This window comes from Bradyrhizobium sp. USDA 4473, from assembly GCF_054063335.1.
Genome location: NZ_JBSSGE010000001.1, coordinates 4440122 through 4464448 on the forward strand (window position 1 = coordinate 4440122; position 24327 = coordinate 4464448).

Genomic DNA, 24327 nt, shown 5'->3' on the forward strand with positions numbered 1-24327 from the left:
ATTCCATGCCGCATCGCGCGTGATTGGCCGATCGATGGGGGTACATGACCGCTCATCTGATATCGCTCGCGCTCTTCTGCACAAAAAATCCTGAACCATGCGCAACAAATGCTCGGGTCGATAGACGCTTCCGGCTGCATTTTCGCATAACTTTAGACGGCAGATACGTACCTCTGATTTTCTCTTGGTGAACCTCGGGTGTCCTTCAGGATCATTTGGTTCATCAATCAGCGGTTGGGTGATGGCTTATCAAAATCGCTTCCGCGGGGACGATACATGGATGCCGAGCAGATATTCAACGCACTACCTCTGATCAATCATATTTCTACACTTGCCACCATAGGGCTCGTGTTTCCAACGTATTTTCTTCACCTTCGACCTGCGACTTATAGAGTGATCTTGTCTTTGGGCATCACTTTTGCCCTTGTGAGGTTGGCAGCAGAGATCACGGTTGCAATCTTCATCGCGCCGTATCTGCTGGTTTGGACCTTTCCGCCATTCACTGTCGCGCTGATTGGAATATTGGTCCGGATAGCGCGCGTGAACCGCGTGAGTGTGTGGAGCACCGTAGTCCTGGCGTGCGCCATTATCGATTGGGCGCAACTTGCCGGTCTGGTCTGGGTGCTTTCATAAGTGTCACCAGCCGATCCCGCCGGCTGCCAAAAAGAGGCCGTCCATGAATTATCTTCCGTCATATAGCAAGAAAATTCTGGCTGACATTCAATCGATGGCGCCGCAGATTAACGCTGCAGCAGCAAAATACGGAGTGCCTGCCGAAGCGATTGCCGGAAGTTTAGCTCAGGAGCTACTCGATCGAACCGCAAGCTACGGGAACGAGGTAAGGGCAGTTGGTTCATCTCTCAACGCATATAAGTTTCTTGCCGACGCGTATGCGGTCGGCGTGGTAACGAACCCTCTCGACCCGAAGCGCGGCGCTTCCGACCATATCCTCAGTCGATACAACGTCGCTCCAAATGCGATAACGGTCGGAGCGGATTATCGAAAAAAATGGGAAAACCCTCTACTTACCGACTTTGGCGCGGCAGGAATCAAGTTTCACAACGCCATTCAAGCGATTCTCAAGAATCCAGACGATCCCGCCTTTGCGCCTTATGCGAATAATCTATTTTCCGCAGGCGTCGCTTTGCAGAACGGCAACGACAAAGCTCTATTGGCATCAACGATGGCCGCATATTTGCGGCATGGTCTCGGCGTTTATCAATCCAACATGAGCGTCAATGGCGACCCGACAACGGGGATCAATGCCTGGAATGGTTTGAGCCCGGAGTTGCAACGCGCACTGCTTGTTCAGTTCTATAAGCAAGGTCCGACCCCGGAGCGGGTGCTGAGAAGCAAGTGGAGTGCTGCGCAGCACGGTATTCCCTATGTTCCGCAGATTGGCGCTGACGGTGCGGGTGCGACTTGTCTGGCAAACCAGGCCGCGGTGGCGCAGGCGTTAGCTGACGGACCGGCCGACTTTGCAGACCGCTGGAGCGCGGTGCCGGCATCTGCTGCGAGGGGCGGCGTGGCCCAGTCGCTCGCGGCGTCACCTGACGATGTTTCGCAGGAGGAGACGACCAAGAGAGCGGCTATTCGGCGCCTGGTCCGCGTACCGGTTGCACGCGAGGGCCGGATTGCATTCGACGCTGGCGCGCCTGCCGTGCCGTTCGTTCCGTCGGCGTCAATCGCGCCTTTCGGCCGGTCCGCGACATTCGACGAGCGGTTTTCCGTTCCCTCGGCGCTGGTGGGCACGCCGTCGGTCTCGACGAGACCGGCTAGCCTGCTCAGTGGACAGCCTATGCGATATCTGCCGCCCTCGGTGTTTGGCATTCCGAACGATTCCGGTGCTCCGGAGACGGGTCTTAGTGATTGGCTGGCCAGCCTGATCCGGCCACGTCCTCGTCAGTGACCGTCGGGGCCGACCATCGCAGCAAGGCGGTGAGTTGGCGCGCATGCGGTTTGCCCTATCGGCAGCAGCCGCGTCGATCTTGAAAATTTCCACCGCAAACATTGACGAGCCGCTGTAGCTGCTGGCGCATCACATTTTACCGATCGCATTCAGCTCGCAAAAAGGGTTTGACACGTCGGGCAACTCAGGGGCATAATCCGAAAATCAGAAATTGTTGAGCCCGCGCGGAGCAATCCGCGGCGGGCTTTTTGTTTGCCGTTTCACCAATCGGACGGCGGCCGCACCGTCACGACGCCACATCCTCCCAGCCCGTCGCCCGAGCGTCGCAAGCGTGCCGCCGTCCGAACCCGTTGAAACAAGTACGAATTGGCCGGTACGCGCGAACGCACCGGTCCTGCGGCGCGGCGCAAGCCGGCGCCGTCCGCGGCCCCATTCGTCAGGGATAAGGTTCGCGCCCCAAAAGATCGCCGCCCGTTGCGCGATCCGCCGCACATTCATTCCATGGCCGCATCGCGCGCCGACGGCCAATCAACGAGGCTTGCATGACCGCCTATCTGATATCGCTCGCGCTCGTGGGCCTGATCGCCATTGCATTGTTGGAGGCGGCATGAACGCCGAGATTATCAAGTTCATTCCGCGCCCACGCCGGGATCGCGAGCAGACGGACTTTCCGACGATTGCATTCCGCTCGGCACTCCCCGGCCCCGAGCCGGACCACGCCGACACGGCGCCGAGCGAATATCTGCCGTCCGATTGGCAGGAGAAGTGACGTGGCGAAGACGATCACGCAAATCCGTTCGCTTGCGCGAAGCCATACGCGAAGTGCGCTCAACGCCCTGGTCGGCGTGATGCGATCGACCAGCGCAACTCCCGCCGCCCGCGTCTCCGCCGCCAATGCCATCCTCGACCGTGGCTGGGGCAAAGCGCCGCCGGCGACCGAAGACGGCGACGACGGAGCGATCGAGCTTGTGCACCGCATCGAGAGGATCATCGTTGAGCCCGAGGAGGTCGAGGGCGAGGATGCCTGAGAGCTGCGGCGGCAGTTCACCCAATCCCAACGAATCGCTCGAGTTGCTTTTGTCGAGGGTCTCTCCGAAACGTTCGATCACGTCATCAAGAAACCCGGATCGCTATCGGGCGCACTCGCGGCATCGTGTGCTCGGTTCAATCCCCGGACCATGACGCAGACTGTCTGCGCGAGGGCATTGCCGCCGTAGACGGGCTCACGGTCATCGTCAACAGTCCGTCGCGACCGTTGCGCTCATGACGATGAGGAATACTTTACAAAGGAGACCTGAATTGAATGTGCAAGACATCATAAACATGATGCTGCCTCCGATTGATGGTCGCAACGGACATGTCACGTGACGATCGGGCGATTTCGGCGCCGGAGTAACCGAAGGGCGACATCCACCATCGACGATCCCCATATCGGCGTCGACATGAATTATTTCGGACCAACGCAGTGATTCGCGCAGCTTGGCACCGCGCCCAGATTCTGTTCCAAGCGATTCCGATTTCGCGAGCCGGTTCGATGCCAAAAGGCATATGCCGGGATCGACTCTGTCGTCGCAGCCGCCCTATGACACGCAGTCGTTCGCTGCGCTACCTGACGATGTCTCGCTGGAAGAAACTAGCGAGAGGGCTGCTGTTCGGCGTCTGGTACGTATTCCGGCCACAGCTCAAGCTGCTTTTGATGGCGGGGTGCCGGCCGTGCCGTTTGCTCCGGTACCTTCGATCGCCCCTCGCGGCCGGCCCGCGACGTTCGACGAACGGTTTCGGCATTCTCGTCGCCGGCGGATACGCCGTCGGCCTCGACGAGGCCGCTGAGCCCGTTAAGTGGGCAGCCGATGCGATACCTGCCGCCGTCGGTGCTTGGCTTTCCGGACAATTCCGACGTTCCGGAGACGGATTTCGATGACTGGCTTGCCGGCCTGATCAGGCCGCGCGCGTCAATGACAATTCACGGCTGACGGTCGCAGCAATGTAACCGCCTGGCGCGCAAGCGGCCTTGCCTTATCGAGAGCAGCCTTGTCGATCCTGAAAATTCCAACCGCAAAAGTGTTCGAGCCGCTGTTGCGGCCGGCGCGTTACAAAGGCGCATTCGGTGGCCGAGGATCAGGAAAATGCGTCATCTGGGACAAGGTTCTTGGTCTTGGCACCACGCCGCAGCTTACGGGCGACGTAAGCACTTGGGCCGGCATGATCATGGGCTTCTATTTTGGAAAGCGCACGTTCGAGAATGTCGCACGCATCATTCGACGGTGACGGGATGCACGAGGCTGATGTCAAAGCAATCGTGATGGAAACGCTGATCGAACAAGATCGGGTGCGAAGGAGCGATATCGACGCCGTAGTGGTCAAGACTATTGCGACTGTCTTGACTTCATTCGGCTTTGAAGAGGGAGACCGACGCGAGCTGCGCGCGGATTTTCAGCACCTCCGGCGTTGGCGACGAAGCGTCGAGCAGGCGCAGAGTTATACCTTCAAAGCGGTCATTACCGTGATCGCTACTGGCTTTGTCGGCGCGATTTGGTTGGGCATCAAGGCCACGCTCGGGAAATAACTCGCCTTGGCCCCGCGTTCGAGGACAGACGTCCCATATCGTGGATCTAGGCGGCTCAGCTGGCAATATGACTCTCGAGGTGCGGTAATGTATCGGATACGTGAGGTTGATCCGCAGGAGGATGAAATCGAAGATTCGCTTGTCGAGCTTCATCGGCTGACTTTTTGCGACGGGACCCGCGTGCCTGACTTCGAGCAGGGATATTGGTGGATCGCATTCCGAGGAGCCAGTCCGATCGCATTCGCGGGCGTCGTGCCTTCAACACATGTCACAAATGCTGGATATCTGTGTCGGGTCGGCGTCGCTATGCCGCACTGCGGTCATGGTCTGCAACTGCGCCTTACACGCGCGTTGGAAGCGCGAGGGCGGCGGGCCGGCTGGAAAACGATCGTCTCGGATACGACCGACAACTGTATCTCGGCCAATAACTTTATCAGGCTGGGGTATCGGCTCTTCGACCCCGTCGCGCCGTGGGCGTGGCAGCACTCGCTGTATTGGCGGAAGGATCTTGTCTAGCCTCTGTGCGGTGGGCGAACTGATAATATGCAATGACGTGGAGCGCCCGGTGGCCGAATAGGCCGCCGGGCGCTTTTGCGTTCCCGGGCCGCAACTGCACGGTTCGGCGAGCGGCTGTTGCCGCAACCGCGATCCCCGATCGTTGATTTAGCCGGATGTAGCCTTGCGCGCCTTGATCTCTGGTGATCGAACGATAAACTAAGCCGCACAGCTCGATCGCACGCGCAAAACGTCCTGGAGATCGAACGAAGGAAGAGACCATGGTGGAGGTTGGCCGCGGGCTCGACGCGAAGGTGCCGCCAGGCCCAGACGTAGAGCGCTGTGCTGTCATGGTTGCGCGGGCCATGGCGCTTGTTCCGGCCTTGCGTGAGCGGGCGCAGCGAACTGAAGAGTTGCGCCGCCTGCCGCCGGAGACCGAACGAGAACTGCAGGATAGTGGCCTTTTCCGGATCCTGCAGCCCAAGCGCTTCGGAGGCAGCGAACTCGACTATGTTGCCTTGGTCGATTGCGCCGACGCGCTGGGGCAGGGCGATGCTTCGGTTGCCTGGAACTTTGCCAATCTTGCAAGTCATCACTGGATGCTGGGGATGTTCGCGCCCGAGGCGCAGGCTGCGGTGTGGGGCGAAAATCCAGAAGCGCTGATCGCGTCTTCCTTTGTCTTCCCGGCGGGCCGTGCCAGGAAGACAACTGGCGGATATGTGCTGACCGGCCATTGGCCGTTCTCGTCCGGCGTGGAAGCCTGCGGATGGAACATGCTTGCGAGCGTGGTTGCCTCGGATGATGAGGCCGACGGTGTCGAGTATCGGCTATTCCTGTTGAACCGACGGGATTACAGCATCGACGATACCTGGAATGCGGCTGGCCTGCGCGGAACTGGATCGAACGATGTGCGGGTGGCCGACGCATTCGTTCCCGAGCATATGACGGTGGCCGTCAGCGATCTTGCCGGAGGTGCGACACCAGGCAGCGTCGTCAATTCGAATGCACTTTACAAGCTTCCGGTCTTTTCGTTGTTTCCCTACGTGCTGTCCGGAGTCGGACTGGGAAACTCTCAGGCCTGTCTTGACGATTATGTCGAGATCGCGCGACACCGCGCATCGACATACAACCGGGCCAAGATCGGGGACCTGCAGAGCACACAGATCAAGATCGCCGAGGCGTCGGCGAAGATAGATGCCGCGCGGCTTATCATGCGTGCGAACTGCGTTGAAGTGCTAGCGCAAGTCCGGCGCGGCGAGATCCCGAGTATTGCACAAAAGACGAAGCTGCGGCGCGATGGGGCGTTCACGGTCAATCTGTGTACTGAAGCGGTGTCGCTTCTGTTTGCCGCGAGCGGGGCACGCAGCCTGTTCACCTCTGGGGCGCTGCAGCGTCAATTCCGCGATGCGCATGCGGTAAACGCTCATCTCGCCTTCAATTTTGATGCGGCGGGCACCAATTATGGGCGGGTGGCTCTCGGGCTGCCGTCTGAAAACCTGACACTCTGAGCCTCGCTGGATGTCCGACTCACCCAAACATCCAACGGATCCGGCCAATGAGCTCGCAACCGGCAGTTCGACGATCGACCCGCGTGACTTCCGCAATGCGCTCGGTACGTTTGCGACCGGTGTGACGATCGTCACCGCGATGTCTGCCGAAGGACGGCCGTACGGTATCACATGCAATTCATTCGCGTCAGTGTCGCTCAACCCGCCGCTCGTGCTGTGGAGCCTGGGTATTTTCTCGCAGGGGCTGCCGATCTTCCAGAATGCCACTCATTTCACGGTCAACGTGCTTGGCGCGTCCCAGCAGGCGCTGGCGACGCAGTTTGCCAGATCGTCGGGTGACAAGTTCGCCGGAGTGAGCTGGACGGCAGGTCTCGGGAACGCTCCCGTGCTGGCCGATGTGGTTGCGAATTTTCAATGCCGTGCGGCCAACCGCTACTACGGTGGCGATCACGTTATTTTCCTGGGAGCGGTCGAGGCATACGCGTACAACCGGAACAATCCGCTGTTGTTCGCGCACGGAGCTTTCGGCCGGTTCCTGGCAGACGATGGTAGCAAGCCATCATGAATCGAACGTCGGCCAAGCGAGTTCAAGTCAAGCAGAGGCGACTATCAGCCGACGATCGCCGCAGTGAATTCGTCGCCAAGGCAACCGAGCTCTTTGCGGAGGAGGGATTTGGCGGCGGCACGCGTACGCTCGCTCGCAAGCTCGGTGTGACGCAGCCGCTGCTTTATCGATACTTTCCAAGCAAGGACGATCTCATCAAGGAGGTTTACCGCAAGGTATATCTTGAACCGCTTGAAATCGGCTGGGAGAAATTGCTGTCGGATCGGTCGCGACCGCTCCGCGTGCGGCTGCAGGAATTCTACGAGATCTATACGGACGCGATCTTCAACCGGAAGTGGCTAAGGATCTATCTTTATTCGGGCCTGAAAGGTCTGGATATCAATCGGTGGTATGTTGGCATGGTCAAGGACAAGATCCTGACTCGTATCCTCAGGGAATGCCGTCACGAGGCCGGCCTTGCGACGCAAAGTAAACCCACCGCCGCCGAGCTGGAGCTGGCCTGGGTGTTCCACGGCGGCATCTTCTACTATGGCGTACGCAAGTACATCTACGAGGCGCCTGTCCTGGAGGATAAGGCGCAGATGATCAGTGATGCGCTGGATATCTTTCTCGCGGGATTTGAGAGGATGGCGGAAGTCGCAACCGACCGTCGACGGGCGCCGATCAAGGTCGTCGGCTGAACCGCTCTATGTCGTCGCCATCTGGCCCCGATACCAATCGCCGATCTCGCTTGCCGTCATCAGCGCTACGGCGTCGTGACCGACCACGTAATCGAGCAAGGCTTCAAGGTACTTGATTCGATGTGGTACCCCGGTGATGTAGGGATGCACCGATATTGCCATGATCCGCGCGTTCTCTGCGCCTTCGAGATACAGCCGATCGAACTGATCGGTGCAGCGCGTCAGGAACTGCTCCGACGGAAGATGCTGTAGCGCGTGAATGACGATGTCATTGGTCTCAACGGAATATGGAATCGTCGTTACGATTCCGTGCGGCGTGGCGATATCCTGCGGCAGATCGTCCATCACCCAGTCCGCCACGTATTCGATCCCGTTGAGACGCAGGAGATCGAGCGTCTCCTCGGTCTCGGTCAAGCCCGGGCTTTCCCATGATCGCGGTGCCTTGCCGGTGAATTCTGCAATGGTGTCGACCGCGCGCTTGATTGCATCCGCCTGGTTCTCCAGCTTGTGCATCGGGCCCTGGACAAATCCATGACCCATGAATTCGAACCCGGCCTCGAGCGCTGCCGACGCCACGCGCGGATAGCTGTTGCAGACGTTGGCATTCGCTGCGAGCGTCACCGGTATCTTTCGATCGGTGAATGCCTTGAATTGACGCCAGAAGCCGGCGCGCATACCGTATTCATGCCAGGACCAATTCGGCACGTCAGGCAGCAGGGGCTGGCCCATTGGTGGGCTCAGCACGGTACGCGGCATCGCATTTCCGATGCGCCATTCCTCGACATTGAGGATAAACCAGACGGCAAGCTTCTTGCCGCCAGGCAGCGTCAGTTTCGGCCGGTCGACCTGTGCCTGGTACGGAATGCGATCAGTAAAGGCCATGTCGGAACTCCCTGGATCACGCTGCTGATCCGGCGCCTGCGGCATTAATGCGTGGCATGACCTTCTCGGCCATCAGGATCATCGATTGACGACCAAGCTCGCGATCCTTCCAGTCCTTGCCTGCATAGAGCAGAGTTCCGAAGGGGCCGGTTTCCTCCTGGAACGCGAGTAGTTGATCGGTCACGCTTTCGGGTGTGCCGTAGATGATCAGCTTGTCGCAGATCGAATCCAGCGTAATTTCAGCATCTGGTTGGTCGCGCCGTGTCTTGAACAGCTCGAGCCGTCCGCTGCGTTTCAGTTTCGTGAACAGCTGATGATAATAGTAGACATAGGGGCTGTCCGATGACGTGGCATAGGCCCGCGCAGTTGCAGCGTCCTTTGCCACGAACACGCTCTTGGCAACGCGCCAATTGGCGATGTTCGCGGTCCGGTCCACGCGCTCGCACCCCTCTACATATTTAGGCCAATGGCTCTTCACCCAGGCGGGCATCAGGAAGTTTGCCGAGATCGGATCCCAGCCGCGTGCCGCGGCTTCCGTGACGCCCTTTGAGAACGGCGCAACCGCGGTCACTACGATCGGCGGGTGCGGGGTCTGCAGGGGACGCGCTACGATTCCTTGGCCGATATCCTCGATCAGAGTCTTCTTGACCGAGACATTCCAGTACTTGCCTTGCAAATCATAGGGCGGCTTGCCGGCCCAGATATCGAGAACCTGATTGATGGCTTCGAGGAACATTGCATTGCGATCGGCATCGAGATTGCCGAAGATTTCCGCGTCTGACAGCAAGCCGCCGGGACTTATGCCAAATATGAAACGGCCATCGAGCATGTGATCGAGCATGGCGACGGATGCGGCGACGGTTGCCGGATGGGTGTTCGGCATGTTGATGGTGCCGGTTCCAAGCTTGATCTGTTTGGTCGCGGCCGCGAGCCAGGCGATGAAGGCGATGCTGGATGTGATGTTCTCGGCCTTGTCGGTGAGATGCTCACCGACATAGGCCTCGCTGTACCCGAGCTCGTCGGCGAGCAGGAACGCTTCACGATCCTCCCGGAGCGATTGCCGCCAATCCTTATCGAGAGGATGGATCGGCATCGTAAAGAACCCGAGCTTCATGATCCGCCTCCCTGCGTTGGACTTTATTTGGCTAGGAACCTGCGTCCATCCCGCTACGAAGACAAGTCCCGCCGAGCAAATAATCACTCGATAAACAAACTTGACCTTTGATCGGGGCGGCCCTCTAATCGGGCAAACCAAAATTGGGCCCGGGAGGCCACGCCCACATGAAAGCTGCGGCTTTCGCCTACGCCCGCGCGACCAGCGTCGTGAATGCGCTGGAGCTGCTTGCCGCGCATGGCGACAGGGCGAAGGTTCTGTCGGGTGGCCAGAGCCTGATGCCGGCGATGAATCTGCGGCTGTTATCCCCGGACATTCTGGTCGATATCGGTGGCCTTGCCGAGTTGCGCGGCGTCGCGGTGAGGGGAGATCTGCTGGTCATTGGCGCGCTGACCCGGCATGTCGACCTGCTCAATTCGCCGGAGGTTGCGCTGCACGCTCCGCTGCTGCGCGATGCGGTTGCGCAAGTTGCTCATCCCGCAATTCGTAATCGGGGAACGATCGGCGGCAGCCTGGCCCATGCCGATCCTGCGTCGGAGCTGCCGGCCTGCGTTGTTGTGCTTGACGCCTCGATCGTTGTTCGCGGGCCTCGCGGCGAGCGCCGGATTTCTGCCACCGCATTTTTCAACGGCATCTACGACACGGCGCTGGCGCCGGACGAATTGCTGGTCGCGGTCGAGGTGCCGGTCGCAGGGCTCGGCGCGGCATTTTTCTTTCACGAATATGCCCGGCGGCATGGTGACTATGCGCTCGTTGGTCTCGCCGCTCGCGCTGTGATCGCGGGCGATCGGTTCGCGGAGCTTCGGCTCGGCTACTTTGCGGTTGGTGATCGGCCGCTGCTCGCAGCGGCCGCCGACAAATTGATCAATGTATCCGTGACCCCAGCCTTGCTCGCGGAGGCAACGGCCGCTTTGGCCGACGAACTCAATCCGCAGGAAGATCAGCAGGCCAGCCCGGCCATGCGCCGACATCTCGCCGCGGTCTTGCTCCGGCGCTGCGTGGCCGCGTTGCTCGCGCGACCCGAACTCGGGGTGACCTCGTGAACGCTCCGATACCGGTCTCGCTGTTGGTCAACGGCGAAGCCGTCGATGCATTCGTCTTGCCGCGGCTCAGTCTTGCTGACTTCCTGCGGGAAAACCTGAAGCTGACCGGAACTCACGTCGGTTGCGAGCACGGCGTGTGTGGTGCCTGCACGGTCCGGATCGACGGTGAGATCGTTCGCTCCTGCCTGATGCTGGCGGTCCAGGCGCAGAGCGCCTCAGTCGAGACGATCGAGGGGCTGTCCGACAGCGGCGAAATCGCCGATCTTCAGGCGGCCTTTCGCGCGCGCAATGCTTTGCAGTGCGGTTATTGCACGCCCGGGATGCTGATGACAGCGCAGGACCTGCTGAAGCATACCCTCATGCCTGATCGCCAAGCGATCCGCGAGCACCTATCCGGCAATTATTGCCGCTGCACCGGCTATCAGGCCATTGTGGACGCAGTGGAGGCGACAGCCAGGACGCGCGCGGAGCGGTCGGCATGACGGTGACACCTGCGCCAGCAGAAACGCTTTCGGTGCTCGATCGCCCGAATTCCTATATCGGCAAGACGGTGCCACGGCCGAACCTCGACCGGCTGCTGCAAGGGCGCGGGCAATATGTCAGCGACCTGGAATTGCCGCGGATGGCGCACGCGGTTTTCCTGCGATCACCGTATGCCCACGCCAGGATCGTGGCGATCGATGTCGACGCAGCCAGGCGCATGCCCGGCGTCACTTCCATCGTCACGGGGCGTGAGCTTGAGGCTGTCATCACGCCGTGGGTCGGCGTGCTCTCGCATTTGAAGGGACTGAAATCGGCGCCGCAACACGCGATCGCGGTCGACCGGGTCTGCTGGCAGGGGGAGGCCGTTGCGGCGATCGTGGCAAGTAGCCGCGCGGCGGCTGAAGATGCCATGGAGCATATCTCCGTCGACTACGAGGAGCTCGAGGCAGTCACGGACATGCGCACGGCGCTCGATCCGGCAACCCCGGTCATCCACCCCTCGCTCGGCGACAATCTTGCCTTCGAGCGAACGCTCGAGGCCGGCGGCGTCGACCATGCCTTGTCGGAGTCCGAGGTGGTCGAGGCCGATTTCGTCTTCGGGCGCCACACCGGCGTGACGCTCGAACCGCGGGCCGTTGTTGCCGACTGGAATGCGGCCGAGGCGCGGCTCACGATCTATCAGGGTACGCAGGCGCCCCATATGGTGCAGAACATCGCGGCCCTGCATCTCGGATTGAGGGAGGCGCAGGTCCGGGTGGTCTGCAAGGATGTCGGCGGCTCGTTCGGCGTCAAGGTCCACATTTACGCCGACGAAATGGCGACCTACGCACTGGCCAAGCTGCTGCGGCGGCCGATCAAATTCGTGGCCGACCGCGTCGAAAGCTTCAACACGGACATTCACGCCCGCGATCACCGATGCCGGGGACGGATCGGCGTCAGGCCGGACGGCACCATCACGGCTTTCGAGATCGACGACCTGACGGGGATCGGGCCCTATTCGATGTACCCGCGCACCAGCGCCATCGAGGCCAACCAGGTGGTCAACCTTGTCGGTGGCCCCTATGTCACACCGAACTATCGGGCGCGGGCGCGGGTCGTCTTCCAGAACAAGAACGTGATGTGCCAGTACCGGGCGGTCGGGCACCCGATCGCCTGTTCGGTCACCGAAGGCCTGGTCGATCTTGCCGCAGCCAAGATCGGCATGGACCCCGTTGAGATCCGCCGGCGCAATTTGATTCCCGACGATGCCTATCCCTGTGCATCGCCTTCCGGCATGAAGTTCGAACAGCTTTCGCATCACGCCTCGCTGGCCAAGCTCCTCCAGATGATGGACTACGACGGATTGCGCGCCGAACAAGCGGACTTGCGCGCCGGGAATGTGCATCGCGGCATCGGAATCGCCAGCTTCATCGAGGTGACCAATCCCAGTGCTGCCTTTTACGGCGTCGGTGGCGCGAAAATCTCGTCGCAGGATGGTGTCGCGGTCAGGCTCGACGCGCAGGGATCGGTGATCTGCCAGACCAGCATTACCGAGCAGGGGCAAGGGTCGGAATCGCTGACCGCCCAGATCGTGGGCAGCGTGCTTGGTGTCTCGATGGACCGGGTCCGCGTGACCCTGGGCGACACCGACCATACGCCATATGGCGGCGGCACCTGGGCTTCGCGCGGCGCCGGCATCGGCGGCGAAGCCGCGTTGCAGGCAGCTAAGGTTCTGCGCCGGAATATTCTCGATGTCGCGGCTGCCATCCTGCAATCGACGCCGGCCGGCCTCGATATCGTCAACAACAGCATCGTCAATGCCAGCGACGGCGTGCCACGCATGGAGCTGAACGAGCTGGCGCGGATCGTTTATTTCCGGCCAGACACCCTTCCGCCCGGGATCCAGCCCGAGTTGATGGCGACCCGGCATTTCGTTCCGCGCCAGTATCCCTTTGCATTCACCAACGGCGTGCAGGCCTCATGGCTCGAGGTCGACACCGACACCGGGTTCGTGACGCTGCTCAAGCACTGGGTTGTCGAAGACTGCGGAACCATCATCAACCCGCAACTGGTCGATGAGCAGATCCGGGGTGGGGTCGTGCAAGGGCTCGGCGCGGCGCTGTTCGAGAAGTGCATCTATGACGAACGCGGTCAGCTGACCAACGCCAACATGGCGGATTACCTGGTCCCGATGTCCGGCGAGATGCCAGATATCGAGATCGGACACGTGGTGTCTCCGACGCAAGAATCCGAGCTGGGAGCCAAAGGGGCGGGTGAGGCGGGCACGGCTGGCGCGGCAGCTGCGGTCGCCAATGCGGTTAACGACGCGCTGCGGCCGTTTGGCACGATAATTACCGAGATTCCGCTGACGCCCCGGGTTATTCTGACGGCCTTGGGACGAATCTGAGGTGGAGAAGTTTCGGGCAAGGACAATACGCTAAGCAAAACACAGACAGTTCTTGGGGAGGAATAGTCATGACGAGCAAGGTCACCAAAGCCGGATCGGTATCGCGGCGTCGTCTGCTGACGACGGCAAGTGCCGGCGCCGCTCTCGCCGTCTCACCGTTGCGCATCAATCTGCTGCGGGCCGAGGAAGCTCCCATCAAGGTCGGCTTCCCCGTTCCCTTGACCGGCCCGTATGGTGCCGAGGCGCAGGACCAGGTGCGGGCTGGCCAGCTTGCCATCGCCCAGTTCAATGACGCCGGCGGTCTCAACGGCCGCAAGGCCGAACTCGTCGTGCGCGACGACAAGCTCAATCCTGGTGAAGCGGCGACGCGGACACTGGAGTTGGTCGAGAAGGAGAAGGTGAATTTCGTCGTCGGCAGCCTGTCGGCCGCGGTTCAGCTCGCGATCAACAACGTCACCAAGGAGCGCGGCGTCATCTTCAATTCGATCAGCCAGTCGGACGCCATCAATGAGGCGGCGGACTTCAGCAAGTACACCTTCCACGAGGCGTTGAACCCGCATATGACGTCGGGCGCGGTCGGCCGTTACGCCTTCGCTAAATTTGGCAAGAAGGTTGCGTTCCTTACCGCGGACTACGCCTATGGCCACGAGATGGTTCGCGGCTTCCTCGAGGTCGGCAAAGAATTTAACATCGAGAATCTCGGTGATATCCGCCATCCGCTGGGAACGACGGACTTCTCCACGCTGCTGCCTCGTCTTCAGGCGCTGAAGCCCGATATTCTCTGCATCAGCAATTTCGGACGGGACCAGCAGATCGCCCTGAAGCAGGCGACCGATTTCGGCATCAAGAAATCGATCCAGATCATCGCGCCGCTGCTGTCGCATGCCAGCCGCGTCGCAGCGGGCCCGCAGGCATTCGACGGCGTCGTCGGCGGCTGCTCGTTCTACTGGGGCATCGAGGACAAGTTCGCTTCCACCAAGGCGTTCAACGAAGCTTTCCGCAAGATGTACGACGGCAAGTTGCCGACCGATTATGGCGCGCTCGGCTATGGTGGCGTCCGGACAGTGCTTGAGGCGGTCAAGAGCGCGGGCAGCGTGGAGACCGACAAGGTCGTCGCGGCATTGGAAGCCCTGAAGTACGATTATTACAAGGGACCGCAATACTACCGCAAATGCGATCATCAGTCAGTGCAATCGGTGCTCGTGATCAAGTCGAAGTCCAAGGACATGAAGAACGAGTCCGATGTGTTCGAGGTCCTTTCGACCGAAGAGCCCAACGAGAAGTACCTGCGCAGCTGCGAAGCCCTTGGTCACAAAAGCTGAGCGATACGACGACGCGCGCCGGTAGCGGTGCGCTTCGTCCGAGGGGCACAAATGGCGGGCCTGAGCTTCGATCTGATTGCGTTGCAACTGTTCGCCGGGCTGGCGCTTGGTGCGATCTACGTGCTGTTTGCGATCGGGCTCTCGCTGATCTTCGGGATGCTGACGGTCGTCAACTTCGCCCATGGCGCGTTCTACATGGTCGGCGCCTATGTCGGGCTTTATCTGGTCTCGATCGGGGGTAATTTCTGGATCTGTCTCGTGGCTGTGCCGATCCTGATCGGCCTGTTTGGCCTCGCGGTCGAGCGCGTGCTGATCCGGCCGCTCTACGGTCGCGGCATCGATTATCCGCTGCTGCTGACCTTCGGGTTGAGCTACGTGATGGTCGAATGCGTGCGCATCGCCTTCGGCAAGACTGGCTATCCCTTCGATACGCCGGAGGTCTTGCAAGGCGCCGTCAACATCGGTGTCGGCTATTTCCCGCTCTACCGTCTGTTTGTGATTGGAGCGACGGCCGTCGTCCTGCTGGCGCTCTGGCTGTTCCTGGAGAAAACCAGCTTCGGGCTCGTTATCCGCGCCGGCGCGCGCGATCCGCAGATCGTCCGCGTCCTTGGGGTCGATGTTTCCAGGGTCTGGTTGATCGTGTTCGGGATCGGTACGGCGATTGCGGGCCTTGCCGGGCTGTTGGCTGCTCCACTTCAGGGCGTTATTCCGGAGATGGGGGGCACCATCCTCGCCGAAGCTTTCGTCGTGACGGTGGTCGGAGGGATGGGGTCGATCGGCGGCGCCGTCCTTGCAGGCCTGCTGGTCGGTGTGGTGGTCAGCATCACTTCGCTGTTTGCACCCGAGATGGCCAAGGTTTCGATCTTTGCCCTGATGGCGATCGTTCTGATCGTGCGTCCCCAAGGGTTCTTCGGCCGCGCCGGATTGATGAGCTGAGCCCGGCATGACCGAAACGATTCAATCGATCAAACAGCCTCCTGCCACGACGGTCAGCTGGTACGAGTTCGCAACGCGGCATCGCGCCAGCATCGTGGCTGCGGTGATCCTGGTTTTCCCGTTGGTGATGCCGTTCACGGCGCTCGCCGTGAACATCCTGATCTATGGGCTCTACGCGCTCGGCTTCAACCTTGTGTTCGGCTATCTGGGCCTTCTGTCGTTTGGTCATGCGGCGCTGTTCGGGACTGGTGCCTATCTCTGCGGCATCGCCATCGTGCATTTTGGCTGGCCATGGTATGCGGCGATCGCTGCCGGCATCGCGGGTGGCCTGCTCATGGCGCTGCTGATTGGCGTGCTCGCGATCAGGACCCGCGGCATCTACTTCGCCATGGTCACGATGGCGCTGTCGCAATGCGTCTACTATCTGTTCTACCAGGCGGTTGACCTGACCGGCGGCGAGAACGGGCTTCGCGGCATCAATGTCCGCACCATCGATCTGTTTGGCTTGCGGATCGACTTCATCAATCCGATGATCCCGGTACTACGTCATTGCGGCTTTCGTGATCGCCGCATTTTTCGTGATGTCGCGCATTCTTGCCTCGCCGTTCGGTGCCGTCATTGAAGCGGTGCGGGAGAACGAGATGCGCGCCCGTGCCTCGGGCTATGACGTGACCCTGACACGCTTGCTGACCTTCATTTTATCTGGCGGCTTCTGCGGCCTTGCTGGTGCTTTGCAGGCCTTGCATCTGTCGATCGTTCCGATCGAGATCCTGCACTATGAGACTTCGGGACTTGTCGTGATGATCGCTCTGCTCGGCGGGATGGGGACATTCTTCGGGCCGATGATCGGCGCGGCGGTTTTCCTGGTCCTGGAGAATATCGTCTCCGTGTGGACGGTTCACTGGCAACTGATCGTTGGCGCCATCTTCATTGCATGCGTGCTGTTCTTCCCCGCCGGCATCTGGGGCACGCTGATCGCGCGAGGCAAGCGATGACCGCCGCAGCAAACCAAGCCGGCGAGATCATTCTGCGCACCAGTGGCGTCGGCAAGACGTTCGGCAAGTTTGTCGCGCTGAACAACATCTCGGCCGAGTTTTCCAGGGGGGCGATCACCTCCATCATCGGTCCGAACGGGGCCGGAAAGAGCACCTATTTCAATTTGCTGTGCGGCGCTTTTCCGCCCACGAAGGGTAGCGTCGAGTTCGAGGGCAGGGACGTCACCGGCCTGCCGCAGCATCGCTTTGCTCACATGGGGATCGCAAAGTCCTTCCAGATCACCAGCGTGTTTCCGCAGCTCACGACGCGTGAGAACATCCGCGTCGGCCTGCAGGCTCTGGTGTCGCGATACGACCTCTGGCGGCCTCGCGCGCGCCTGACCGAACTGGTCGAGCGGGCGGACGAGCTGCTGGCTCTGGTCGGGTTGTGGGACTCCCGGGACCGCGCCGCCAGGACGCTGGCCCATGGCGAGCAGCGTGCGCTGGAGATTGGCATGGCGCTTGCCAGCCAACCCCGTTTGCTGCTGCTGGACGAACCGACGGCCGGCATGAGCCCGGAAGAAACCCGGACCATGATGGATCTGATCGTCAAGCTCGCCAAGGAGCGCACCGTCATCCTCGTCGAGCACAAGATGAAGCTGGTGCTCGGGATCAGCGATCGCATCCTGGTTCTGCACCACGGGGAACTGCTCGCCGAGGGAACGCCGCACGAGGTCCGGCAGAACGAGGCAGTGAAGCGCGTCTATCTCGGCCAGCGGGAGCATTGACGAATGCTGCAGATCAGCCAGCTCAATGCCTGGTATGGCGCAAGCCACGCGCTGCAGGACATCAGTCTCGAGGTGATCAGCGGCGAGATCGTCTGTCTGATCGGCCGCAATGGCGCCGGCAAGACGACGACGCTGAAATCGATCATGGGCTTGATGGGGCGGACGCGCGGCTCGGTCAGCTTCAAGGGCGAAGAGCTGCTGAATCGGCCGGCGCATGTGCGCTTCGCGTTGGGGCTCGCCTATGTCCCCGAAGAGCGGCGGATCGTGCAGGGGTTGTCGGTGCGAGAGAATTTGCGGCTCGGGCTGGTAGCGTCAAAGCAGAAGAAGCGGGAAGCCGAGTTGATCGACGAGATTTCCGTGATCTTCCCGCGGCTCGCCGAACGCATGGATCAGGAGGCGGTCACGATGTCCGGCGGCGAGCAGCAGATGCTGGCGATCGCGCGCGCGATGATCGCAAAGCCCGACCTGATCATGCTGGATGAACCGTCGGAGGGCATCATGCCCGTCCTGGTCGACGAGATGTTCGAGCTGTTCCGCAGCATGAAGGCGCAGGGAACGACGGTTCTGCTGGTTGAGCAGAACGTCGAGCTTGCGCTTGGTATCGCCGATCGTGCCTACGTCCTTGATCAGGGGGCGGTGGTGCACCAGGCGTCGGCGCAGGAGTTGTTGGCCGACGACGAGGTCAAGGAGCGCTACTGTTCGGTGTGAACCGGATCAGTGCTCCTGCGTCCGCACGATAGGCTTCATTCGGCAGCGCTCGCGATCGCGCCGGCCTTGCGATTGGTCAGCACGACCTTGATCGCGTCGTCGACGCGATCCCGCGCATATCTCAACGCGGTCGGCAGGTCGCCCAGCGGAAACGTATGCGTGTGGATCTTGGTCGCATCGAACCGCTTCGCCGCCATCAATTCCATCGCGCGATGGGTCGCGCTTTTGCCTTCGCCGCGGATGCCGTAGGCGTAGATGTTGTTTCGCACGAGATGCGCGATGTCCAGCGTCGCGGCCTCGTGCGGGAAGGCGGCCAGACAGATCTTGCCGCCACGATTGGTCATGTGAATGGCCTGGTTGAGTGTCGCTTCGGTGCCGGCGCATTCGACGACGTAGTCAGCACCGATCCCCCCTGTAAGTTGCTTCACCACCGCAACGGCGTCTTCGTCGTTGATGTTGATGACGCGATCGGCTCCCAATTCTCTGCCGATCGCGAGCCGCTTGTTGCGCGTGCCGGTCAGGATCACCGGGCTCGCGCCAAGCGCCTTGGCCACGGCAACTGCGAGAAGTCCGATCGGTCCTGGGCCGATCACCCCGACGCTCTCGCCGGCCACCAATCCCCCCAATTCCGTCAAGCCATACATCGACGTCCCGGCGGTCACCACGAGCGTCGCTTCCGCATCGCTCATGGTCTCCGGGACGCGTGCCAGCGTATTGATGTGATTGACCGCGTATTCGGCGAATCCGCCGTCGGTCGTGAAGCCGTTGGCGCGGTGACCCTTCTCCGGCTTTCCATAGTTGAGACAGGATGTGTACATGCCCTGGCGGCAGCGTTTGCATTGGCCGCAGCCGGCGTGGATTTCGACGCTGACCCGCTCGCCGATCCTGAACTCGTCCACATCAGGGCCGAGCGCGGCGACTGTGCCCATGTACTCGTGACCCGGCGTGAAATTCTTGTTGAAGGGCTGGCCGCCCTGAATGCTGGCCGGCGACCCGGCATGGATGATCTCGAGATCGGTGGCGCAGATTGCAACCGCGTCGATCCGGACCAGAACCTCGGCACGCGACGGGATCGGCGTTGGCTTTTCGCGAAGCATGAGCTCGTCGGGGTCGCCGAGGACCCAAGCTTTCATCAGGTCGGGGACGGGAAGGTCGGGCGATGTCTTGACGCCGGTTGGCTGGTACATGGGCGCTTCCTCTTTTGGCTGGCAGCCTAGCCCGAAATGACCGGCGGCGACGAGCGTCCCATCGTTGGCTTCGCATTTGCTGCACGGCAGCGAGCGCGTCGCAAAACCGTCATGCGCGATCTATACTTGGTCGCTCCGTTGATGTTGAAATCCGCATTGCATCCTCTCCCAGACCGGAGCCTCCCATGAAGACCGTCCGCCTTGTCCTTGCGTTGCTGGCGCTGACACTGATCGCGCCGTGGCAATCCGCCAAGGCGGCCGACGTGATCTGCTACAACTGCCCGCCGGAGTGGGCCGATTGGGCCTCGATGCTGAAGGCAATCAAGGCGGACCTCGACTACGACATCCCGCACGACAACAAGAATTCCGGCCAGGCACTGGCCCAGATCCTGGCCGAGAAGAGCAATCCGGTCGGCGATATCGGCTATTTCGGCGTGACCTTCGGTATGAAAGCCAAGGCGCAGGATGCGCTTGAGCCCTACAAGCCGGCGCATTGGGACCAGGTCCCCGCCGGCCTGAAGGATCCGGACGGCTATTGGACCACGATCCACTCCGGCACGCTCGGCCTGTTCGTGAACAAGGACGCGCTCGGCGGCAAGCCGGTGCCGGCCTGCTGGAAGGACCTCCTGAAGCCCGACTACAAGGGCATGGTCGGCTACCTCGATCCGTCGTCGGCGGCGGTCGGCTATGTCGGCGCGGTCGCGGTCAACCTGGCGCTCGGCGGCTCACCCAGCAATTTCGATCCCGCGATCAACTTCTTCAAGGAGCTGCGCAAGAACGATCCGATCGTGCCCAAGCAGACGTCGTATGCCCGTGTCGTCTCCGGTGAGATGCCGATCCTGTTCGACTACGACTTCAACGCCTATCGCGCGAAATATTCGGAGAAGGGCAACTTCGAGTTTGTGATTCCCTGCGAGGGTTCGGTGGTGTTTCCCTATGTTGTCGGTCTCGTGAAGAACGCGCCCGACAAGGAGAAGGCCAAGAAGGTGATGGACTATCTCTTGTCCGACAAGGGACAGGCGATCTGGACCAATGCCCATCTGCGTCCGGCCCGCCCGATCGAACTGCCGGCGTCCGTGAAGGGCAAATTCCTCCCCGACAGCGACTACGCCCGCGCCAAGAGCGTCGATTGGGGCGAGATGGAAAACGTGCAAAAAGCCTTCGTCGACCGCTATCTCGCCGAGGTCCGCTGAGGCAATATGGTGCTTCTCGCGGGGCACCATTCTTCCGATGTCGCAAAAATCCTTCGTTTGGCTCTGCCTGCTGCCGCTTGCGGTCGTGACCACGGCCTTCTTCCTGCTGCCGATGGCGCGCCTGGTGGTCGCAGGGGCTGAAGGGCCGCACGGGCTCGCCGGATATCTCGCCATCCTGACGGAAGGCCGCTATCGCGCGACGTTGATCAACACCGTGCTGCTGGCGGCGGCAACCACGGTCGTCACGCTGATCGTGGCGACGATTGCCGGAATGTTCCTGCAGCGGCACCGCTTTCCCGGCCGCGCCGTGCTGATCGCGATGCTGACCTTTCCGCTGGCGTTTCCCGGCGTTGTGGTCGGCTTCATGATCATCCTGCTGGCGGGGCGGCAAGGGCTGATCGGCGATCTCTCGAATCGGATTTTTGGCGAGAAGTTCGTCTTCGCCTATTCGATCTACGGGCTCTTCCTCGGCTATCTCTACTTCTCGATCCCGCGCGTGATCCTGACCATCATGGCCGCCGTGCAGAAGCTCGACGTCGGCCTCGAGGAGGCCGCGCGGTCGCTTGGCGCCAGCCCCTGGGCGGTGCAGCGCGACGTCGTGCTGCCGGCGCTGGCGCCGGCTTTCGTCGCCTCCGGCGCGATCGCGTTTGCGACCGCGATGGGCGCCTTCGGCACTGCCTTCACGCTGGCAACGAACATCGACGTGCTGCCGATGCTGATCTACACCGAGTTCACGCTGGCCGCCAACTTCGCGACCTCGGCGGCGTTGTCGGTGGGGCTTGGCCTGATCACCTGGCTCATCCTCGCGCTCGCCCGCACCTTCAGCGGCAGCGCGGTCGCGGCGGCCGGGTGAGCGCATGCGCGACCGCCTGATCTTCACCGGCCAGTTCGTCTTCACGCTGCTCGTTGCGGCATTCCTGGTGGTGCCCGCCGGGCTTTCGATTTCCGCCGGCGTCACCGTCAATTATTTCCGCGGCATCCAATCCGGCGTGACCCTGCAATGGGTCGCGCAGGTCTGGGAGCTCTATGCCGGTACCATCCTGCTCTCCTTCGTGATCGCATTCGCGACACTTGCGGTCACGCTGTTCGCCGGTGTCCCCGCGGCCTATGCCTTGCATACGCGTGGAGGCCGGCTCGCCCGCATCGCCGAGGAGATCATCACGCTGCCGCTGGCGATCCCCGGGCTTGCGATCGCCCTTGCATTGCTGCTGACCTATGGCGGCTTTGGCGACCTCCGCCGTTCCTGGCTCTTCATCCTGGTTGGCCATGTGATCTTCACCATGCCGTTCATGGTGCGGTCAGTGATGGCGGTGTTTGCGACGGTGGATATCAAGACGCTCGACGAAGGCGCCGCTTCGCTGGGAGCGTCGCCCTGGCGGCGCTTCTGCGACGTCATCGTGCCGAACGCGCTGCCGGGAATTCTCGCCGGCGCATTGATGGTGGTCACGCTGTCGCTCGGTGAATTCAATCTGACCTGGATGCTGCATACGCCGTTGACGAAGACGCTGCCGATCGGGCTCGCCGACAGCTACGCCTCGATGCGGCTCGAAGTGGCCTCGGCCTACACGCTGATCTTCTTCGTGATGATCATTCCGCTCTTGGTCGCGATGCAACTGCTGGCCGACAAGGATCACAAGCGATGAGTACGGCCGGTCACGGTGCAGCGGTGCGGATCGAGGCGTGCGGCAAGACTTTTGCCGACGGCACCCGCGCGCTCGATCCCGCAACCCTCGACATCTCGCGCGGCGAAACGCTGGTGTTGCTTGGCCCGTCAGGCTGCGGCAAGACCACAATGCTGCGCATCATCGCGGGCCTCGAGTTGCCGGATGCGGGCGGCAAGGTCCTGTTCGACGGCAAGGACATGACCTCGGTCCCGATCGAGCGGCGCAATGTCGGGATGGTGTTTCAGTCCTACGCCCTGTTCCCCAACATGACGGTGGCGGACAACATCGCCTATGGTTTGAAGATCCGCGGCGTCGCCAGGGACGAGCGCACCGCGCGCGTCGCCGACCTGGTGGCTCTGACCAACATCACGGGATTGGAAAACCGCCGCATCGAGCAGCTTTCGGGCGGCCAGCGTCAGCGCGTCGCGCTGGCGCGTGCGGTTGCGATCCGGCCCGGCATCTTGCTGCTCGACGAGCCTTTGACCGCGCTTGATGCCGCCCTGCGGGACCGGCTGCGGAGCGAGCTCAACCGGCTGCTGCGCGCACTTGGCATCACGACGATCTATGTCACCCACGATCAGGCCGAAGCCATGGAATTGGGCGACCGTGTTGTCGTGATGCGGAAGGGCGCGATCGCCCAGATCGGCACGCCGCGCGAGGTCTACTTTGCGCCGAAGGATCGGTTCGTCGCGGAGTTCATCGGCGCGGCGAATATCGTGGAGGCGCCGATCGAGAACGGCGTCTTGATCCTGCCCGGCGGGCGCTTGCCGATCGAAGGTGGCGCGACGACTGCGAACGCGACCGTGATGATCCGCCCCGAAACCATTCTCGTGGTGGACGCCGGCGCAGGGCAGCTCTCGGGAACCGTCGATGCCGTCAGCTTCATTGGCGACCGGCAGCGAATTGTCGTGAGCGCTGCGTCGAGCAAGCCGCTCAATGTCGACGCGCCCAATACGATCCAGGCCAAGGTCGGCGATCGCGTAGGGCTTTCGATCGCGCCCGACGCGCTTCGTCTTCTGCCTTCCGAACCCTGAGAATTATCGATGCCGTCGAAACCAGTCCTGATCGCGCAAATATCCGACCTCCACATCAAGCCGCCGGGAGCGTTGGCCTATGGCCGGGTCGATACCGCGAAGGCGCTTGAACGCTGTATTGCTGCGCTCAACGCATTTGCGCCGGCCCCCGATTTCGTCGTCATCTCCGGCGACCTCGTGGACACGCCCTCAGTCGAGGAATACGACTATCTGAAGCGCTTGCTCGCGCCGCTGCGCGTTCCGTTTGCCGGAATTCCCGGCAATCACGACTCGCGTGAGTGGATGCGCGCCGCGTTTCCAGCCGCGCGCTATGTCCACGCAGCGGGTCCGCTCGACCAGAAGATCGAGGTCAACGGGCTCGATCTTCTGCTGCTGGATTCAAGCGTCGCCGGCAAGCCGCACGGCATGCTGGAAGCGTCCACGCTGCAATGGCTGGATGCGGCGTTGGCGACCGGGGACGGCCGGCCGGCGCTGCTTTTCCTGCATCACCCGCCATTTAAGGGCGGCATCTGGCATATGGACCGGCAGGATCTCTTCAATGCCGACGCGTTGGCGGAAATCGTCAGGCGTCACCCGCGAGTGCGGTTGATCGGCTGCGGGCATGTCCACCGAGCCATGCTGACGACCTTTGCCGGGCTCCCCGTGACACTATGCCCTGCGCCGAACCACGCGGTCGACCTGGACCTTGGCCAGCTTCGGGAGCCGTCGTTCAAGGTGGAACCGGCTGCCTTTCACCTGCACACTTGGTTTCCCGGACAGGACTTCGGACAGCTGGTCACGCACCAGCTCCCGATCGGCCAGTTTGACGGGCCGCATCCGTTCTTTGGGCCGGACGGCAAGCTGCTGTGAGTCGGCTCGAACGGGGCGTCAAGCAGCGGTCGCCGGCTGCA

General features: G+C 61.6%; 25 protein-coding genes and 1 pseudogene. 23 read left to right on the plus strand and 3 right to left on the minus strand.

The features are described from left to right. Positions 1-276 precede the first annotated feature (276 nt). The 10 genes from ACVW17_RS20645 (at position 277) to ACVW17_RS20690 (ending at position 7723) form a co-directional block, all read left to right on the plus strand. Positions 277-633, plus strand: coding sequence for a hypothetical protein (locus tag ACVW17_RS20645; RefSeq protein WP_456753584.1), 357 nt, complete (start codon positions 277-279; stop codon positions 631-633). Between the two features lie 43 nt (positions 634-676). Next, a complete protein-coding gene (locus ACVW17_RS20650) occupies positions 677-1909 on the plus strand; it encodes a hypothetical protein (protein WP_456753585.1) in 1233 nt (410 codons plus the stop codon). A gap of 607 nt (positions 1910-2516) precedes the next feature. After that, entirely contained in the window at positions 2517-2678 is a 162-nt protein-coding gene (locus tag ACVW17_RS20655) for a hypothetical protein (protein WP_456753586.1), read from the plus strand. Position 2679: 1 nt separating this feature from the next. Continuing rightward, positions 2680-2937: a hypothetical protein gene (locus tag ACVW17_RS20660; protein ID WP_456753587.1), complete on the plus strand. Its 258-nt coding sequence runs from the start codon at positions 2680-2682 to the stop codon at positions 2935-2937. A gap of 1003 nt (positions 2938-3940) precedes the next feature. Beyond that, entirely contained in the window at positions 3941-4177 is a 237-nt protein-coding gene (locus ACVW17_RS20665; RefSeq protein ID WP_212015911.1) for a hypothetical protein, read from the plus strand. 4 nt (positions 4178-4181) lie between these two features. Further along, positions 4182-4475 (plus strand): hypothetical protein, encoded by a 294-nt coding sequence (locus ACVW17_RS20670; RefSeq protein WP_456753627.1) that lies wholly within the window; start codon positions 4182-4184, stop codon positions 4473-4475. A gap of 87 nt (positions 4476-4562) precedes the next feature. Beyond that, a complete protein-coding gene (locus ACVW17_RS20675) occupies positions 4563-4991 on the plus strand; it encodes a GNAT family N-acetyltransferase (protein WP_456753628.1) in 429 nt (142 codons plus the stop codon). Between the two features lie 329 nt (positions 4992-5320). Further along, on the plus strand, positions 5321-6478 hold the full coding sequence (locus ACVW17_RS20680; protein ID WP_456756484.1) for an acyl-CoA dehydrogenase family protein: 1158 nt from the start codon (positions 5321-5323) through the stop codon (positions 6476-6478). A gap of 10 nt (positions 6479-6488) precedes the next feature. Continuing rightward, positions 6489-7043 carry a flavin reductase family protein gene (locus tag ACVW17_RS20685; RefSeq protein WP_456753629.1) on the plus strand — a complete coding sequence of 185 codons (555 nt, stop codon included), beginning with the start codon at positions 6489-6491 and terminating at the stop codon, positions 7041-7043. Next, positions 7040-7723 (plus strand): TetR/AcrR family transcriptional regulator, encoded by a 684-nt coding sequence (locus ACVW17_RS20690; RefSeq protein ID WP_456753630.1) that lies wholly within the window; start codon positions 7040-7042, stop codon positions 7721-7723. The genes ACVW17_RS20685 and ACVW17_RS20690 overlap by 4 nt, the downstream gene beginning before the upstream one ends. Before the next feature lie 6 nt (positions 7724-7729). On the opposite strand, the gene ACVW17_RS20695 is transcribed toward ACVW17_RS20690, so the two are convergent. Continuing rightward, complete coding sequence (locus ACVW17_RS20695) at positions 7730-8605, minus strand: polysaccharide deacetylase family protein (protein ID WP_456756485.1); 876 nt, start codon at positions 8603-8605, stop codon at positions 7730-7732. Positions 8606-8621: 16 nt separating this feature from the next. Then, positions 8622-9719, minus strand: a complete 1098-nt coding sequence (locus ACVW17_RS20700; RefSeq protein ID WP_456756486.1) for an LLM class flavin-dependent oxidoreductase — start codon at positions 9717-9719, stop codon at positions 8622-8624. Between the two features lie 167 nt (positions 9720-9886). On the opposite strand from ACVW17_RS20700, the gene ACVW17_RS20705 reads away from it, so the two are divergent. From ACVW17_RS20705 to ACVW17_RS20740, 8 genes and pseudogenes are all read left to right on the plus strand, one after another. Beyond that, positions 9887-10762 (plus strand): FAD binding domain-containing protein, encoded by an 876-nt coding sequence (locus ACVW17_RS20705; protein ID WP_456753631.1) that lies wholly within the window; start codon positions 9887-9889, stop codon positions 10760-10762. Next, positions 10759-11244, plus strand: coding sequence for a (2Fe-2S)-binding protein (locus ACVW17_RS20710; RefSeq protein ID WP_456753632.1), 486 nt, complete (start codon positions 10759-10761; stop codon positions 11242-11244). Before ACVW17_RS20705 ends, ACVW17_RS20710 begins: the two co-directional genes overlap by 4 nt. Then, positions 11241-13631: a xanthine dehydrogenase family protein molybdopterin-binding subunit gene (locus tag ACVW17_RS20715; RefSeq protein ID WP_456798987.1), complete on the plus strand. Its 2391-nt coding sequence runs from the start codon at positions 11241-11243 to the stop codon at positions 13629-13631. The genes ACVW17_RS20710 and ACVW17_RS20715 overlap by 4 nt, the downstream gene beginning before the upstream one ends. Positions 13632-13699: 68 nt before the next feature. Further along, positions 13700-14953 (plus strand): ABC transporter substrate-binding protein, encoded by a 1254-nt coding sequence (locus tag ACVW17_RS20720; RefSeq protein WP_456797815.1) that lies wholly within the window; start codon positions 13700-13702, stop codon positions 14951-14953. Positions 14954-15004: 51 nt separating this feature from the next. Then, the gene (locus ACVW17_RS20725) at positions 15005-15889 is read left to right on the plus strand and encodes a branched-chain amino acid ABC transporter permease (protein ID WP_456753634.1); all 885 of its coding nucleotides are present in this window, start codon (positions 15005-15007) and stop codon (positions 15887-15889) included. Between the two features lie 7 nt (positions 15890-15896). Continuing rightward, positions 15897-16884, plus strand: a pseudogene (locus ACVW17_RS20730) (branched-chain amino acid ABC transporter permease). Then, entirely contained in the window at positions 16881-17651 is a 771-nt protein-coding gene (locus ACVW17_RS20735; RefSeq protein WP_456756487.1) for an ABC transporter ATP-binding protein, read from the plus strand. The pseudogene ACVW17_RS20730 and the gene ACVW17_RS20735 overlap by 4 nt, the downstream one beginning before the upstream one ends. A 3-nt stretch (positions 17652-17654) precedes the next feature. Beyond that, complete coding sequence (locus tag ACVW17_RS20740; protein WP_456753636.1) at positions 17655-18359, plus strand: ABC transporter ATP-binding protein; 705 nt, start codon at positions 17655-17657, stop codon at positions 18357-18359. Positions 18360-18394: 35 nt separating this feature from the next. Here ACVW17_RS20740 and ACVW17_RS20745 read toward each other — a convergent pair whose 3' ends face one another. Further along, on the minus strand, positions 18395-19546 hold the full coding sequence (locus tag ACVW17_RS20745; protein ID WP_456753637.1) for a zinc-dependent alcohol dehydrogenase: 1152 nt from the start codon (positions 19544-19546) through the stop codon (positions 18395-18397). Positions 19547-19731: 185 nt separating this feature from the next. On the opposite strand from ACVW17_RS20745, the gene ACVW17_RS20750 reads away from it, so the two are divergent. Genes ACVW17_RS20750 through ACVW17_RS20770 form a run of 5 tightly spaced genes read left to right on the plus strand, consistent with a single transcriptional unit; the run spans position 19732 to position 24286 of the window. After that, positions 19732-20739 (plus strand): ABC transporter substrate-binding protein, encoded by a 1008-nt coding sequence (locus tag ACVW17_RS20750; protein WP_456753638.1) that lies wholly within the window; start codon positions 19732-19734, stop codon positions 20737-20739. Between the two features lie 37 nt (positions 20740-20776). Beyond that, positions 20777-21592, plus strand: a complete 816-nt coding sequence (locus tag ACVW17_RS20755) for an ABC transporter permease (RefSeq protein WP_106329293.1) — start codon at positions 20777-20779, stop codon at positions 21590-21592. A 4-nt stretch (positions 21593-21596) separates the two neighbouring features. Next, positions 21597-22382 carry an ABC transporter permease gene (locus ACVW17_RS20760; protein WP_456753639.1) on the plus strand — a complete coding sequence of 262 codons (786 nt, stop codon included), beginning with the start codon at positions 21597-21599 and terminating at the stop codon, positions 22380-22382. After that, entirely contained in the window at positions 22379-23437 is a 1059-nt protein-coding gene (locus ACVW17_RS20765) for an ABC transporter ATP-binding protein (protein WP_456753640.1), read from the plus strand. Before ACVW17_RS20760 ends, ACVW17_RS20765 begins: the two co-directional genes overlap by 4 nt. A gap of 9 nt (positions 23438-23446) precedes the next feature. Then, positions 23447-24286, plus strand: a complete 840-nt coding sequence (locus ACVW17_RS20770; RefSeq protein ID WP_456753641.1) for a phosphodiesterase — start codon at positions 23447-23449, stop codon at positions 24284-24286. Positions 24287-24327 lie beyond the last annotated feature (41 nt).